Origin of the sequence: Mucilaginibacter flavidus (genome assembly GCF_024055575.1) — a bacterium.
Lineage (GTDB): Bacteria > Bacteroidota > Bacteroidia > Sphingobacteriales > Sphingobacteriaceae > Mucilaginibacter > Mucilaginibacter flavidus.
Window position 1 is genome coordinate 1 of record NZ_JAMXOE010000018.1, and the last position, 15729, is coordinate 15729.

Genomic DNA, 15729 nt, shown 5'->3' on the forward strand with positions numbered 1-15729 from the left:
TAATAATGCGAGTAGCTGCGCGGCTTCCATGCAACAAAAGAACCGGCTATTTATCTTAAAAACACATCGAAATTATCCACTTATGGGGATAATCGATTTCTTCCGAACACCCATGGTCTTGTCACCAACAAGAATGGGTATGCAGTCATATTACCTGAACGATCGACCCGCCGGCATTGTCGTCCAATAAAAGTCATCCTGTTGTTGGTGACAACACCAACAACGGCGAAAACGGCGAAGCAGACCGTGCGGGGACGGGACTCATTATTACTAAACCGTGACCTGTGAGAAACCTACGTATGATTACATTTGCTGCTAAATAATTCAGCTAAAAATGAAGAAAATAGGATTTTTATCATTCGGGCATTGGGCCGACCATCCCAGCTATCAAACCCGTACTGCGGGCGATACTTTGCTGCAATCTATCGACCTGGCTGTTGCTGCTGAAGAAATTGGTTTGGACGGCGCTTATTTCCGGGTGCATCATTTTGCGCGCCAGCTGGCGTCGCCATTTCCTTTGCTTTCGGCTATTGGGGCAAAAACCAGCAAGATAGAGATAGGTACCGGTGTTATAGATATGCGTTATGAAAACCCCCTATATATGGTGGAAGATGCCGGCGCTGCCGACCTGATATCGGGCGGGCGTTTGCAATTGGGCATCAGCCGCGGGTCGCCGGAGCAGGTGATAGAGGGGTGGCGTTATTTCGGCTATGAACCGGAGGAAGGCAGGGATAGTGCCGATATGGGCCGGCAAAAAGCTTTGCAATTTTTGGATAAATTAAGCGGGGAAGGCTTTGCCGAGCCTAATCCTAACCCAATGTTTCCGAACCCGCCGGGCCTGTTACGGCTGGAGCCGCATTCGGATGGATTGCGGGAACGGATTTGGTGGGGGGCGGCCTCTAACGCAACTGCGGTTTGGGCGGCCGAAAATGGCATGCACCTGCAAAGCTCGACCCTGAAATTTGACGAAAACGGCAAACCTTTCCATGTCCAGCAGGCTGAACAGATCAGGCTATATAAAGACGCCTGGAAAAAAGCCGGGCACCAGCGCGAACCAAGGGTTTCGGTAAGCCGCTCCATTTTTGCGCTGGTGAATGACCAGGACCGATATTACTTTGGACAGCAGGGAAAAGCGACCGACAGCTTTGGTTACATCGAAGCTGACCAGCGGGCGGTGTTCGGAAGAGGCTACGCAGCCGAACCCGATCAACTTATTAAAGAACTGGCCGAAGACGAAGCGATACAGGAAGCGGACACCCTGCTGCTGACCATCCCGAACACTTTGGGCGTTGATTACAATATCCATGTGCTGTCGGCCATTTTGGAGCATGTTGCTCCGGGGTTGGGTTGGAAGTAGATTATGTTGTATGACGCTGAGGTAGGGGGGAGGCAGCGTCTCCGGGCATAGCCGTTGGTAGTTTGGAAACTAACAGCGGATTATCTCAAAGAGGATCCTGCGTTGCGGTTTACAGAATTTTTTGGCATGGGATAAATTTCTATCGCATACCTGGCAGGCGGCGCAGGATCCCTTTCAGGTGACCCTGCGGGGGCGGAAATTAAATAAACTTGTTCGCCTTAATGTTCTTATAGGCATTATACAAAAACCAATATGGATTGGGTTTGATTACAGCCGGATTTTGGTTTTGGTCGTTTATCAGTTCCCCTGATAGCGTACAGCGTGAAAAATTGACCCACTTATATTCTCTACGAAATTCCTCCCCAATGGTGCAAACAATAAATAGTTCTTGCCCGTGTTCGTTTTTAAATTGAAAGGTATATTGCTTATCCCGCTCGAAATTACCCTCCAAAATTTGGTTAGGACTTAATGAGAATGGCAAGGCATAACGTATTAGTACATTCGCCATGTCGTCATATTCACCCCGTTTACCCTCCGTTACAATGCCATAATCGCTCGGATATTGTTGAGAAAGCGTTTTAAATGCCCTCTCTAAATCCGCTGGTCTGGAAAAAAAGCGCTCCAAGTTATTTACCAAAACCAATAAAGGGTAAAAAACTGCATGCTGTTGTCTGTGTGTATACGTGAAGGTGCTATTTGGAAGAGCGAAGAACTTAAAACGCTGAAAATTCCTAATACGAATTTCATGAAGGTCGATCAGGCTATTCAACACATAGGCTATTAATCCATAGAAACCGTCATATTTATCGAGACGGTATTGCTGGACAAATGAATTATCCAAGCTGTTTTCTCCCGGAAAATATCGACGCAGATCGTACCTAGATAGAATAAGAGGTTTTAATGATTCCTTTAGATATTGCGTTATATCAAACTTAAATATTTCAGATGAATAAAATTTATCAATATAGCCGTTAAACTCCACACTTATACCGTATCGGTGACTGAACATTTGCTGGATATTATTGACATCACAAACAAAGACGATCTTATCAAAACCAAATTTATTGGACTCGGTGACCTCATCGTAATGGGCGGAGAATACATTAAAGAGCCGAAAAACGTGTTCTGGGTCTAGTCTGTCAAGGTCGTCTATTAGCAGCACGGTACTGACTTTCCTTTCTTTGTCTTTACCAATTTTGGCGGTTTTTACCCGCCCCAGCATATTAATGATTAGTTCGGTAATGCCGTCGGACTCATGGACATGCCCGGTTTTATTTTTAAATGATTGGATATATTGGTTTAACTGGTCCAATTCCGTTTTGTTCATTTTGCCTTTAAACTCTGAAAATTCTCCAATCGCATTTGTAATCCCATCGATAGTTTCTTTTTCAGGAATTGGTGCGCCGGTAAGAGCGCCTGCCGCTTTCAATATAAGTTTAAGCGGCATGTCTATTTTCATTCGATGCAACAAAAACATCTGACTTATTAGTAGCCAAGAATATTGCTCCTGCTCAAGTTGGATATCTTCGGGATATTTACTTAACAATTCGTATAGTAAATCATATTTGATCAGTTCAAAAACATCCTGATTCTGAGCAATGGAGTAATTTACTGGGAATAATTTCAACACAATAAAATCGTCGTTAAGATTAAAATAGTTTTTCAGGAAGGTTGATTTACCAGCACCAAACGGCGCGGAAAATAAAATACGTTCGTTAAAATCGTCCCTAATATGTTCGTCAAAACTTTCATCTAAACTTTTGGTGGTAACAATGGGTATTTTTGCTATTGGCATAAGATTTAAAGGTTTATAATATTATTGGACTTCAAATGTATAGATTTTAATATCAACTATTTAAATGCGTACCATTCTAATCTGGCTTGGGTATCTGGGACGGGCAGAAAGTAGGCCACTATTGCCACGGTGGTAGAATCCAGAGGGTATAAAGAATTATTATTCTAAACAACACAGGCTCCAATATGGAGCCTGTGTTGTTACTTGGAACCTTTATTGGTTTCCTTAACTGTAGTCTTTGGATGACTTTTAGCATATTTTTTAGTTCCATAATGACGTGAAACAGCTGAGAGACAAGTCTCCAGGCATAGTCGTCCGTAGTTTGGAAACTACGGACAGCGGACAGTTATGATGTTTTTTTACATTTTTCAAACGAGATTTTCTCTTAAGCATACTATATTTGTGACTCGATGTTTGTAATTGTGATAAAATGTATAATTTTATCACAATTATTTCTCTTTAAACCTTTGCGCTATGTTAATTCGTTTCATCGTATCAAATTTCCTGTCCTTCGATACAGAACAGGAATTTAAAATGATAGCCGGGAATCTCAAAACTCATAAAGAGCATGTCTATCATTTGCCCAAAATTAATGTTTTGAAAGCCGCAGCGATTTACGGGGCTAACGGCGCTGGTAAATCGAATATGGTCAGGGCCATTGAATATTTTTCAAACCTAATCGAAAGCGGAAGTATGACGCGTTCGATCAATGATAAAAAGTTCAAACTCAATCCAAAGAATAAAAATTTGCCTGTCACATTCGAAGTGGAATTTTTCCGTGATAAAAAAACCTATTCATACGGACTGGCCCTTAATAACATGACCATTGAGGAAGAATGGCTGGTGGAGACAGATGTAGAAAAAGAAGATAAGCTTATCTTTGAGCGTAAACTGACCAAACATTCAAAAACCACGATTAAAGTCGCTGATAAGTATCAGAAAACTCAAAAGGATAAATACCTGTTTGAGCTGATGGAAGAAAGCCTGCTAAAACATCATGAATTGTTGATCAGTAAATCTGACAATTTAAAGATCAAAGAGATCAAGGTACTGAAAGAATGGAACGGTAATTTATCTATTATTTTCCCGGGCAGTAAATTCATGCACCTGGTTCATCGCCTGGCTACTTCTAAAAGTTTTAAAGCCTTTTCAAATGATCTGCTTCAGACTTTTGATACTGGTGTGAGGGAATTGGACACAGAAGAGATCGATTTTGAAAAATTCATATCACCTATGGAGGATGATGACAAAGAAGAACTGATGGAAAGCTTACAGGACGGAAAGTCAGTGGCACTGATTCAATCTTCAGTCGGTCCAGTACTCGTGTCACCGGAAAATGATAAGTTCATTGCCCGGAAAGTAGTTTCGCGCCACGACAGTCCTGATGGTAAATCAGTGAATTTCGATCTCGAAGAAGAATCTGACGGTACACAACGCCTGTTGGATTTCATCCCGGCATTCAGCAGCATACTTAATAGTCAGGCCGTAATCATCGTGGACGAGATCGATCAAAGCCTGCACCCAGTATTGCTTAAAGCTTTGATAACGAAGATTATGAAAGATACGAAAACTCAGGGTCAATTTATTTTCACGACCCATGAATCCAATTTGCTCGATCTTGAGATATTTCGCCAGGATGAGATATGGTTTATTGAAAAAGACAAGAAAACTGGCAGTTCAAACGCATATTCGTTGCTTGTATTTAAACCACGATATGACCTTAATATCCAGAAAGGCTATCTAAAGGGACGGTTTGGAGCGATTCCTTTCCTCGCCAATTTGCGGGATCTGAACTGGAAGGAGGTTTATGCGTAAAAAAAGAGGATACGATCGCGAGGTACCTGAAGAACTAGTACGCGATTATAAACTTTTTGCAATTGCCTGTGAAGGCGGAAAACGTGAGCCCCAGTATTTTGGTGTGTTTCGGTATTTATCTCCAAGGCTGGCAGTCGATGTTATCGAGGACGTTGTTACAGATGAAGAAATGGCTGTGTTGTATACCCATAAATCAGCTCCGCGTTGGGTGCTTGACCGTGCGATGCGCTATATCGAAAAAGAAGGGCTGGCTCCTGAAGACGAACTTTGGTTTGTGCTTGATAAAGACCGTTGGTCTGACGAGCAACTCCGGGGGATTCAGGAATATTGCGAACAACAACCTAACTGGCATGTTGCGATCAGTAACCCGTGTTTCGAAGTTTGGCTATATTTCCATATGAAAGCAGATATCGCAGCATCGGCATCCGTTAGCTGCAATGACTTCAAACATGAGATCTCCACTTTTGATAAAGGCGGGTATCATGCACTGAAGTACGTGCCACTCCTTAAGGAGGCTATCAAAAATGCGGAAAATGCAGATACACATCCTGGACACTTTATGCCTGGATTCAAAGAAACCAAAATGTATGAACTGGCTAAAAGTGTGATGTCATTTGTTGGAGAAAATGACTTTGACGATTTTCTTAACCTGAAGTTGCCTAAACTCATAGCTGTTGAGGATGCAAGGATACGGGCATCTGAACGCGCTAAAGCCTACTTAGCGAAAAGGAATAAATGAGCAGGCAAAAAATAGCCTAGCTGTCCGTAGTTTCCAAACTACGGACGACTATGCCTGGAGACTTTGTCTCCCTTCTGGGAATACAGCCATGGCCAAAAGAGGTGGAGTTCTCGTGCCCACGCGTTTAGGTAACACCCACACTGCGCCGCAATCGTTTTTTTTTCGCCACAAGCCTACGCTGCCGCAAGTGATTTTAACGCTACCGCCCCGATTCATCGGGGTGGTCCGCTGATAGGTAGCCAGCGTTCTCAACAACATTTAGGTAGCCCGCTTTGATTGTAAAGCGGGCTGTTTTGTAATACAAAAGTTTGTACTTTTAAGATTAATTTGAAGGGATAGTTTGTTACCTGTCGCTTAGTTACCTGCCAGCGGGCCACCCCGATGAATCGGGGCGGCAGCGGAAAAGGAAAAACGCTTGCGGGAGCAGTGCCCCGCGTATTGGTAGCCCGCTTGCTACATAGCCGTATGCTCCCGCCTTCCTCATCTAGTTTTTTATTTAAACCCTTTAATAGCCAGGGTTCAATAAAAATTTTAAATTTGAGAAAACGATATTGAAATATGTCCGAAGCCCTTATCCAGTATTTGCCGCAAATTGTAATGGCAGTATTTTACATTGCCTTTGCAGCAATTATTCACATGCTTTCGTTCAAGTTTATCAGGAAAGCAGCGCCCAATATTTTACTACCGATTAACGAGGCAGATGAGATACAGGAAACACTGCTGAATGATGGTGTTGTTGCAAATGAAAAAATCGGTATCATTATTAAACAGTACAAAATTGCGCACAAATTAAAAACCTATTACCGCAGCCTGGCAGTTTCGTACTATCAAAATTATTATGTTTTTACCATTTGCTCCATTGTTTACACCGGGTTACTGGCGGTAGCTTTGTTCGTTTTGGCGATATCGGGGTGGAAGGATTCATCGGAAAACATAAAAACGGTGGTGCTTTTAACTACGCTGTTTGCCTCGTACTATTATTTTTTGCCGAATGTGCTCAATAACCGTTTAAACCTGCAAAAGAATATGGACGGCGTAAAAATCTATCAACGTATCCAGTTCGACATCCTTAGTTTTCTCAATATGGCAGCAACAACTTCAGCGGAGGAAACAGATAAGTTCATTACCAATATCTACAATTCCTTTAAAGATAATTACGATTACAACATAACGTTCGACACCACGCTACTGGATAAAAACCCGCTGGACAATTTCAAGGGTATCAAAACCAAATAATATAAGTAGCATTGCTCTAGCAAAAGAGATGCCCTAACATTTGACAATGCTCGCGCATCGGCAACGGGGCAGCGCTTTTCTATTGCTACGCGGCCGCAAGTGATTTTAACGCTACCGCAAGCGTCCTCGCTTGTGGTCCGCCGATAGGTAGCCAGAGTTCTTAACAACATTTAGGTAGCCCGCTTTGATTGTAAAGCGGGCTGTTTTGTAATACCAAAGTTTGTACTTTTAAGATTAATTTGAAGGGATAGTTTGCTCCCTGTCGCTTAGTTACCTGTCAGCGGGCCACAAGCGAGGACGCTTGCGGCAGCGGAGAAATCGCTTTTAAAATATAAAGGCTATTAGGAGGCTCCGCTGGAGCCTAAATATCCAGAACATTAATTCTATAAACAGGGGACTCCTCTGGAGTCGGGCCGCAATTATTCACAGCTCCTGCGGAGCTACCTGTTTATAGCCAAAATGTAAGGTATAAAAAGGCTCCAGCGGAGCCCCCTGTTTAAAAGCGATTTCCCCACGCTGCCGTAAGCTATTTCAGTTCTGGCGCGTATCCGGGCCGGCAAAAGAGGTGGACTCGTGCCCCGCTGTACATAGTTGTCCCTGTAAATTTGAGTGGGGGTTTACAGGTGTAAATGCCTTTTATTTTATAATGTATTGGAAACCATAAATTTACCATGATGGCGGACTATACTGTTAACCCCGTTTGTTAACCCCCGATTAATATACTGATTGTCAATATATTATGAAAGTTAGAAACTAAATAACGCTGATAATCAGTATGTTCCACAGTATTCCCAGGTGTTCCGCGTGTAAAAATGGAACGCTTGAGCCCAGCCGCAAAATCTAAAAAAAAGACCTGCCTTTCAACAAAGCAGGTCTTTTTCTCTTACTAAAGACTTCGGACTTTCGACTTCAGACTTTACTTAGCCGGCCAAACATTGTTCCTCCGCTCCACATCAGGCAACTGGTGGTCAGGATCGATTTCCAGCGACTGTATGGTTGCAGTTGACGGGTAGATAAACGTCCATGTGCCTTCGCGCTGCCAAACGTTTACCGGCAGGTGCAAAATTTCGGTTTTGCCATTGGTTTGGGTAACCTTTAAGTCGACAGGCATCGCCAGTTTTTCTTTGTTTACCAAAGTAATCAGTGCGCCATTGGCAGGGTTGTCTTTTATGTATTTTACGCTTTCAACAGCCTGGTCAACCTTGTCGGTGGTGAAAAACCATGGTCTAAAAAACCAGTTCAAATCCTCGCCCGAGGCATCGTTCATGGCGCGGAAAAAGTCGTAAGGCAGCGGGTGTTTAAATGCCCAGTGCTTAATGTACTGGTTAAAGGCGTAGTCAAAACGGTCGGCGCCGAGCACTACGTTGCGCAAAATATCAAGCCCTACAGCGGTTTTGTTATAGTACTGACCATAATCGTTAAGCCCCATAGCTTCGGGCGCAACCATTAACGGGTCTTTTGCTGTTGTCATAAATTTTACAATGCCGTTGGCAGGGCGGCCTTTGCTGTTAAAATATTCGCCGTTATTAAATTTCTCGGTCGAGTATTCGTTGATGAAAGTGTTAAAACCTTCATCCATCCACATGTATTTACGCTCGTTCGAGCCAACGATCATCGGGAACCAGTTGTGGCCGATCTCGTGCGTTACATCACCAAAAAGGTTACCGTTTTTAAGATTGCTCAAGCAGAAAATAGCGCCGGGATATTCCATACCCAATGCCACACCCGATACGTTTACTGCGGAGTTCCATGGGTATTCAAAATACTTAGCCGAGTATATCTCCATACTGGCTTTCAAATACTCTGTAGAACGGCCCCAAGAGTTACTGCCCGAACTTTCGGCCGGGTAAGCGCTCATGGCAATACATTTACGCCCCGACGGCAGGTTAACCTTAGCGCCATCCCATATAAATGCGGTTGATGCACCCCAGGCAATATCGCGGGTGTTTTCCATTTTATAGTGCCAGGTCAGGTTGCCTTTGAAAGGATGGGTAGCTGCCTGTCCAACTTCGTCAGGGGTAATAATGGCAACGGTTTTATCGCTCTTGCGCATCTCGTCGTACCGTTTTTGCTGTACATCGCTCAGCACCTGCGATACATTTTGCAGATCGCCCGAGCCTACAACTGTCATATTTGCGGGTGCGGTTATGTAGTAATCAAAGTCGCCGTATTCGCAATAGAACTCGCCAAGGCCCATGTAAGGCAGGGTGTTCCAGCCTTCCACATCGTCATAAACGCACATGCGCGGGTACCATTCGGCAATTTCGTAGACATAGCCCGCTTTAAACTTTTTGCGGCCCATGCGGTCGGCGCCATAAAAAGGGATAGCGAAGCTGTAGTTTATTTTTACCTGTATCTTTTCGCCTTTTGCAGCCATGGGTTTGTTCAATCTTATCTGCATGCGGGCATCTGTGATAACCGGGGTGGTGGCATAGGTGTCGCCTTTATAGGTAACGGCTACCGACTCGATATGGTAACCGCCCTTGCTAAAGCCGCGTACGTCAAAACGGTCGCCGCCTATTGGGGTGGTTGCGCCGCCGCGCGAATCGGGTTTGAAAAGGTTTTGGTCGAGTTGAAACCAAAGGTGGTCCAATTCATCCGGGCTGTTGTTAGTGTAGCTGATGGTGACCTCGCCGGTTATGGTGGTATCCTGCGGAGTTTCGTTTAATGATGCCTTTATCAGGTAGTCGGCGCGGTTTTGCCAGTAATGCTGACCGGGCTTGCCACTTGCCGAGCGGGTGCCATCGCCGGTAACCGGCCAGGTAATTGGCCCGAAGGCGTCGAGGTGGTTGTATTTAGGGGTATCGGTTTGCGCCGATGCTGAAGCAGCCATAAGCAAAAGGCCCAGTCCGCTTAGCAAATAGTTAAGTTTTAAATAACGCATTTTAATATTTAATAATTTTCGGCGCAAATTAGCGAATTAAATTATGAAATTGGCAAAGGAGGGATGTGCGAATAACACCAATGCCGGTGTTGGGGGCTGGATACCTGCTTTGAGATATTTGCGTGAATTTTTAACCACAGAGATACGGAGAAGGCACGGAGGGCACGGAGTTTTGATTCTTGTATATTTGTGATAGGATATAAATTTCATGAAGAAAGATAATAAGCGTGATAATAAAACAAAGGCAGAATTATCCACCGCGCGTAATAGCCCTTACAATTCTGAATTTGTCGCAAAAGTATTAGCAGGAGAGAAAGCAAAAGAAGATGGTGAAAAGGGGCACAGGATTGACGTGGAAAATATGTGGAAATAATAAGAGTACCTCGATAGGTCTCTGCGCTCTCCGTGCCTCTTCTGCGCACTCCGTTGTTAAATTCGGCCCCGCTGCCTCGAAACAAGACTTCTCCATTTTTGTAAAACTTTTATCAAATCCAATTGATATTTAATTATGTGCATTTAATATTCGCAACTTTGCCGGCTAATAATCTGCTATGAACCATCTTGCTAACTCCACATCGCCATACCTGCTGCAGCATGCCAACAATCCGGTTAACTGGTACCCCTGGGGACCCGAAGCCCTGCAAAAAGCCAAAGCCGAAAACAAGCTGATATTGGTGAGCATCGGTTACTCGGCCTGCCACTGGTGCCATGTAATGGAGCACGAAAGCTTTGAGGATGAAAGCGTGGCCGCAGTGATGAATGAATACTTTATTTGCATTAAGGTAGATAGGGAAGAACGCCCCGATGTTGACCAGGTGTACATGAGCGCTATACAATTGATGAGCGGGAGGGGAGGATGGCCGCTCAACTGCATTTGCCTGCCCGATCAGCGGCCAATTTACGGTGGTACCTATTTTCGTAAAAACGAATGGACAAGCCTGTTGTTTAACCTGGCCGATTTCTACAAAACCAAACCCGCAGAGGCTGAAGAATATGCCACCCGGTTAACCGAAGGAATACAGCAATATGAATCGGTTCCCTTTGTAGCAGAGCAGCCAGAATATTCCAAAGGCGATTTAGAGTTGATTATCAACAGCTGGAAAAAATACTTCGATAAAACCGAAGGAGGTCTCGGCTCTTCGCCAAAATTTCCGATGCCGAATAACTGGCAGTGCCTGATGCGTTACGCCCATTTAATGCAGGACGAAAGTGTTGCAGAAGCGGTAAAATTAACTCTTCACAAAATGGCCTTCGGGGGGATATATGATCATGTGGGCGGCGGTTTTGCGCGTTACTCGGTTGACGACCACTGGCACGTGCCGCATTTTGAAAAAATGCTGTATGATAATGCGCAGCTGATCAGCATATACGCCGAGGCCTATACCTGGCAGCCGGATGAACTTTATCCGCAAATTACTAATGAGATAATTGAATTTTGCCAGCGTGAATTGATGTCGCCCGATTATGGTTTTTATTCTGCGCTTGATGCAGATAGTGAAGGCAAGGAGGGCAAATTCTATATTTTTACAAAGACCGAGATTGAGGATATATTGAGCGCGGATGCGGAACTGTTTTGCATTTACTATAACATAACCGACGATGGCAACTGGGAAGAAGAAAACTCCAATGTCCTGTTCCGAAAAGAAAGCGATGCCAAATTGGCTGAAAAGCTAGGCCTACAGGTTGATGAACTGCTCGCTAAAATACAATCATACAAACAAAAAGTATTTAACGCCCGCAGCTACCGCATAAGGCCGGGGCTCGATAATAAAATACTGGCATCATGGAACGGGCTGATGTTAAAAGGCCTTTGCGATGCTTACCGGGCCTTTGATAAGCCGGAATACCTTAATATCGCGCTTAATAATGCCGGTTTTATCCTGGATAACTTAATAACCAAAGATGGGCGACTAACAAGAATATTTAAGACAGGTGATATAAACCAGGTTGCTTTTCTCGACGATTATGCCAATATCATAGATGCCTTTATAGCCTTGTATGAAGTAACTTTTGACGAGCAATGGCTAAGCCATGCAAAAAGCCTTACGGATAAAGCTATCACTCATTATTACGATGCGGAAAAAGGAATATTTTATTTCACCGCTGCTGATGACGAGCAGTTGATAGCCCGCAAATCGGAAATTATGGATGGGGTTATACCGGCCTCCAACTCGGTAATGGCGCGTAATTTGAAGAAACTTGGCTTGTTATTTGATAATGAAAATTACCAGGAAATTTCGGCACAATTGCTGCGAAACCTGGTGCCGAATTTGGCGCGATACGGCTCCAGCTATTCAAACTGGATAATGCTACTGATTGAGGAAGTGTTCGGTACCTACGAAATTGCCATAGCTGGCGATGATTTTGAGCGCCTGAGAAAAGAAATTGAAAATAATTATATCCCTAACAAAATTATGTTGGGTGGTAAAAAAGGAAGTTTACCTTTGCTGCAGGATAAGTTTGGCGCTGGTACACAAATATTTATTTGTAAAGATAAAACATGCGGATTGCCTGCAACTAATACAAATGACGCGCTGACAGGGATTAACAGGTTTTAGTAATCGCCGCGTTGGTTAAAAACACAGAAAATAAGTAATCAATAAAATAACATCATAATAAGCCGGAAGTATCCGAATTTAATCCGTTAAATCTGCTGAATCCCGGTCAAAAACACATTTACAATGAAGATTAACCCCCAACACGTAGTGTCATTAACTTACGATTTGTATGTTGACCAGGATGGCTCGGAAGTATTGCAGGAAAGCGCAACCGAAGAACAGCCGCTAACTTTTTTATATGGTGCAGGACAAATGCTGCCAAGATTTGAGGAAAACTTAAGCGCCCTTTCAACAGGTGATACTTATGATTTTCGTTTATCGGCCGAAGACGCTTATGGCGTATATGACGAAGAAGCCGTTGCAAATTTGCCGCTGGATATGTTTAAAGAAAGCGGCACGCCTGAAATTGGTACCGTACTTCCTTTACAGGACAATAATGGTAACCGTTTCCAGGGAATGGTGGTATCAGTTGCTGAAGATTCGGTAATTGTAGACCTTAACCACCCGATGGCGGGGCAGGAGCTGCATTTTAAAGGCAACATCCTTAACGTTCGCCCTGCAACTCCAGAAGAACTATCTCATGGCCACGCACACGGTGCCGATGGTCATCACGCACACTAATATTTAGTCTGAAGTCTTGAGTCTTAAGTCAGTAGTCGTTTTGACTTACGGCTTAAGATTCAGGACTTTCTACTCGTCGAACCCCTTATAATCAGCGCTGGTTTAATATCTATAGTTTTGGGTATTTCGCTGGTATTGGTATTACCAAGCTCATCGAAATATAAATTTGCTACGGCCCTGCCCATATCCATACTAAACTGGTCGATTGTAGTGATTGACGGGCTTGTTATTTCTGTAAATGCCTCATTCGAATAACCGCAAATGCCCAACTGCGAGGGTACTTTTATTTGCATCCCGTTAGCTACTTCCAATACGCCGAGGGCAGAAAAATCAGACGTCGATGCAAATATGGCATCGGGTGCATCCGGCAGGTTTAAGAGTTTTTTTGTAGCCGCAGCGCCTAATTCTTTGGTCCATGCGTTTTCTACCACGTAGGCGCTATTTACTGGCACGCCGAATTTTTTCAAGGCCCTTAAATACCCGTTTTTTCGCTGCCGGAAGATGTTCAAATTTTGGGGGCCCTCCAGTAAAGCTATTTTTTTATAACCCTGCTCAAGCATATGGCACACCGCCTCAAACGACGCCTGCTCATTATCATTTATAACTTTTAAGGTCTGCAGTTCATCCGCCACGCGGTCAAACTGTATCAGCTGAATGCCCTGGTCTATTACATTTTGTAAATGGTCGTAATTAAGGCTGTCTACAGAAACCGAAATCACAATGCAGTCAACATGCTGGTTAATTAGTGTATTAACACATTTTACTTCCTTTTTATATTGCTCGTCCGACTGGCAGATAACCAGGTTATAACCTTTCTGATAAGTCGAATCCTCAATGCCGGCGATTACATTGGCAAAAAAGTTTTGGTTAATACGAGGCACCACCACGCCAATGGTTTTGCTTTCGCCCTTCCGTAAATTCGAGGCAAGCGTATTGCGTTTATAGTTTAATTCGGCTGCTGTTTTTTGTACCAGCAGCCTTGTGGCTTCATTTACATAACCGTTATTGCTAAGCGCTCTGGAGACCGTAGACGCTGTTACATTAAGCTTTTGAGCTATGTCATAAATGGTTACCCGTTTCTTCTGCTTCATAACTTTTGTAAATATGCAGAAATATTTTTCTGCAATCGATTGCATATTGAAAAATTAATTTAAATTCGTCGCTGTAAATAATTTATAAACCACCGCTCGCCGGGCTACTTGTTGTGCACATGTTATTATTAGGTATTGATATAGGTACGTCTTCCATAAAAGTTTCAGTTGTCGATGCCGCATCGCAAAAAGTGATGGCATCGGTTCAATACCCCGATGAAGAATCGCCTATTATAGCGCTGAAACCCGGATGGGCAGAGCAGTCGCCCGATACCTGGTGGGAGCACACACAGCATGCCATACAGCTTTGTAATAAAGCTGTTGCTTATAATTCTGCTGACATTGCTGCTATAGGCATAGCCTACCAAATGCATGGTTTGGTTTTGGTTGATAAGGAACAGAATGTGCTGCGCAATAGCATCATTTGGTGCGACAGCCGAGCAGTTGAAATTGGCGATAAAGCGTTTGACGCTATAGGGCAGGAGCAATGCCTGTCGCATTTGCTTAATTCCCCAGGTAATTTTACCGCATCAAAACTAGCCTGGGTAAAAGCCAATGAGCCGGAGGTTTACGGCAAAATAGATAAAGCCATGCTGCCGGGCGATTTTATTGCCATGAGGCTCACGGGCGAGGTTACTACTTCCATATCCGCACTTTCCGAAGGCGTTTTTTTTGATTTTAAAACGAATAGCCTCTCGAAAGATATCATCAACTATTATGGGTTTGATGAAGCCCTATTCCCCGAAGTAAGGGAAGTATTTTCTCCGCATGGAAATCTGCAGCCATCCGTTGCACAAAAATTAAACTTAAAACCGGGTATACCAGTTACCTATAAAGCCGGCGACCAGCCTAATAACGCGCTTTCACTAAATGTATTAAATCCGGGCGAAGTCGCTGCGACAGCAGGCACCTCGGGTGTAATATACGGCGTTACCGACCAGTTGGGGTATGACAAGCAATCGCGTGTTAACACATTTGCTCACGTAAACTATACCACGCAACAACAGCGCCTGGGCGTACTGTTATGTATCAACGGCGTTGGCAGCATGTACCGCTGGCTGAAACAAACTTTTGGAGCAACAGAAAGCTACCTGCAGATGAATGCTAAAGCAACCGAAGCACCGGCCGGGAGTGATGGACTTTCCGTTTTACCCTTTGGGAACGGGGCCGAGCGTATGCTGAACAACAAAATGGTGGGTGCTCATTTTCATAATATCGATTTGAATATCCATACCCAGGCGCATGTAATTCGGTCGGTGCAGGAAGGAATAGCATTTTCTTTCCGCTACGGACTTGATATTATGCGCGAAAACGGCATGAACCCTACTGTTATCCGCGCCGGCAAAAACAACCTGTTTTTAAGTGACCTGTTTACCGAAAGCTTTGTAAACATAACTGGCGTGCCCGTCGAGCTCTATAAAAATGATGGCAGCGTAGGGGCAGCCCTGGGTGCGGGCATAGGTGCGCAAATATTCTCGTCGCCGGCACAGGCGTTTGAACATATGCATGCGATACAAATGGTTGAGCCGGCCGGCAAACAACTCGAACCCGCCTACCAGCAATGGAAAGCATTAATTGAAAAACAATTAACAAACTAAATATTAAAATTAATCGGTGAAATCATTCTCCAATC

11 protein-coding genes are annotated in these 15729 nt (G+C 43.9%); 8 read left to right on the top strand and 3 right to left on the bottom strand.

Going from position 1 to position 15729, the window contains the following annotated elements:
- Window positions 1-334 precede the first annotated feature (334 nt).
- Window positions 335-1357 (top strand): LLM class flavin-dependent oxidoreductase, encoded by a 1023-nt coding sequence (locus NAF19_RS21840; RefSeq protein WP_252792467.1) that lies wholly within the window; start codon window positions 335-337, stop codon window positions 1355-1357.
- A 199-nt stretch (window positions 1358-1556) separates the two neighbouring features.
- Here NAF19_RS21840 and NAF19_RS21845 read toward each other — a convergent pair whose 3' ends face one another.
- Window positions 1557-3152: a P-loop NTPase fold protein gene (locus NAF19_RS21845; RefSeq protein WP_252792468.1), complete on the bottom strand. Its 1596-nt coding sequence runs from the start codon at window positions 3150-3152 to the stop codon at window positions 1557-1559.
- Window positions 3153-3626: 474 nt separating this feature from the next.
- Here NAF19_RS21845 and NAF19_RS21850 point away from each other — a divergent pair, with 474 nt between their 5' ends.
- The 3 genes from NAF19_RS21850 (at window position 3627) to NAF19_RS21860 (ending at window position 6942) form a co-directional block, all read left to right on the top strand.
- On the top strand, window positions 3627-4967 hold the full coding sequence (locus tag NAF19_RS21850) for an AAA family ATPase (RefSeq protein ID WP_252792469.1): 1341 nt from the start codon (window positions 3627-3629) through the stop codon (window positions 4965-4967).
- A complete protein-coding gene (locus tag NAF19_RS21855; protein WP_252792470.1) occupies window positions 4960-5706 on the top strand; it encodes an RloB family protein in 747 nt (248 codons plus the stop codon). Before NAF19_RS21850 ends, NAF19_RS21855 begins: the two co-directional genes overlap by 8 nt.
- A 558-nt stretch (window positions 5707-6264) precedes the next feature.
- Window positions 6265-6942, top strand: coding sequence for a hypothetical protein (locus tag NAF19_RS21860; RefSeq protein ID WP_252792471.1), 678 nt, complete (start codon window positions 6265-6267; stop codon window positions 6940-6942).
- Window positions 6943-7858: 916 nt separating this feature from the next.
- Here the strand turns inward: NAF19_RS21860 and NAF19_RS21865 are convergent.
- On the bottom strand, window positions 7859-9826 hold the full coding sequence (locus NAF19_RS21865) for a M1 family metallopeptidase (protein ID WP_252792472.1): 1968 nt from the start codon (window positions 9824-9826) through the stop codon (window positions 7859-7861).
- A gap of 208 nt (window positions 9827-10034) precedes the next feature.
- Here NAF19_RS21865 and NAF19_RS21870 point away from each other — a divergent pair, with 208 nt between their 5' ends.
- The 3 genes from NAF19_RS21870 to NAF19_RS21880 all read left to right on the top strand — a co-directional run bounded on the left by NAF19_RS21870 (window position 10035) and on the right by NAF19_RS21880 (window position 13005).
- Window positions 10035-10199, top strand: a complete 165-nt coding sequence (locus NAF19_RS21870; RefSeq protein ID WP_252792473.1) for a DUF2683 family protein — start codon at window positions 10035-10037, stop codon at window positions 10197-10199.
- Window positions 10200-10377: 178 nt separating this feature from the next.
- Complete coding sequence (locus NAF19_RS21875; protein ID WP_252792474.1) at window positions 10378-12384, top strand: thioredoxin domain-containing protein; 2007 nt, start codon at window positions 10378-10380, stop codon at window positions 12382-12384.
- A 123-nt stretch (window positions 12385-12507) separates the two neighbouring features.
- The gene (locus NAF19_RS21880) at window positions 12508-13005 is read left to right on the top strand and encodes an FKBP-type peptidyl-prolyl cis-trans isomerase (RefSeq protein ID WP_252792475.1); all 498 of its coding nucleotides are present in this window, start codon (window positions 12508-12510) and stop codon (window positions 13003-13005) included.
- Between the two features lie 59 nt (window positions 13006-13064).
- On the opposite strand, the gene NAF19_RS21885 is transcribed toward NAF19_RS21880, so the two are convergent.
- Window positions 13065-14096: a LacI family DNA-binding transcriptional regulator gene (locus NAF19_RS21885; protein WP_252792476.1), complete on the bottom strand. Its 1032-nt coding sequence runs from the start codon at window positions 14094-14096 to the stop codon at window positions 13065-13067.
- Window positions 14097-14215: 119 nt separating this feature from the next.
- Between NAF19_RS21885 and NAF19_RS21890 the strand changes: the two genes are divergently transcribed.
- On the top strand, window positions 14216-15694 hold the full coding sequence (locus tag NAF19_RS21890; protein WP_252792477.1) for a xylulokinase: 1479 nt from the start codon (window positions 14216-14218) through the stop codon (window positions 15692-15694).
- Window positions 15695-15729 lie beyond the last annotated feature (35 nt).

Excerpts from the sequence above, each read along its gene's own strand:
- NAF19_RS21840 (WP_252792467.1), top strand. The coding sequence starts at position 335 with ATGAAGAAAATAGGATTTTTATCATTCGGGCATTGGGCCGACCATCCC.
- NAF19_RS21845 (WP_252792468.1), bottom strand. The coding sequence starts at position 3,152 with ATGCCAATAGCAAAAATACCCATTGTTACCACCAAAAGTTTAGATGAA.
- NAF19_RS21850 (WP_252792469.1), top strand. The coding sequence starts at position 3,627 with ATGTTAATTCGTTTCATCGTATCAAATTTCCTGTCCTTCGATACAGAA.
- NAF19_RS21855 (WP_252792470.1), top strand. The coding sequence starts at position 4,960 with ATGCGTAAAAAAAGAGGATACGATCGCGAGGTACCTGAAGAACTAGTA.
- NAF19_RS21860 (WP_252792471.1), top strand. The coding sequence starts at position 6,265 with ATGTCCGAAGCCCTTATCCAGTATTTGCCGCAAATTGTAATGGCAGTA.
- NAF19_RS21865 (WP_252792472.1), bottom strand. The coding sequence starts at position 9,826 with ATGCGTTATTTAAAACTTAACTATTTGCTAAGCGGACTGGGCCTTTTG.
- NAF19_RS21870 (WP_252792473.1), top strand. The coding sequence starts at position 10,035 with ATGAAGAAAGATAATAAGCGTGATAATAAAACAAAGGCAGAATTATCC.
- NAF19_RS21875 (WP_252792474.1), top strand. The coding sequence starts at position 10,378 with ATGAACCATCTTGCTAACTCCACATCGCCATACCTGCTGCAGCATGCC.
- NAF19_RS21880 (WP_252792475.1), top strand. The coding sequence starts at position 12,508 with ATGAAGATTAACCCCCAACACGTAGTGTCATTAACTTACGATTTGTAT.
- NAF19_RS21885 (WP_252792476.1), bottom strand. The coding sequence starts at position 14,096 with ATGAAGCAGAAGAAACGGGTAACCATTTATGACATAGCTCAAAAGCTT.
- NAF19_RS21890 (WP_252792477.1), top strand. The coding sequence starts at position 14,216 with ATGTTATTATTAGGTATTGATATAGGTACGTCTTCCATAAAAGTTTCA.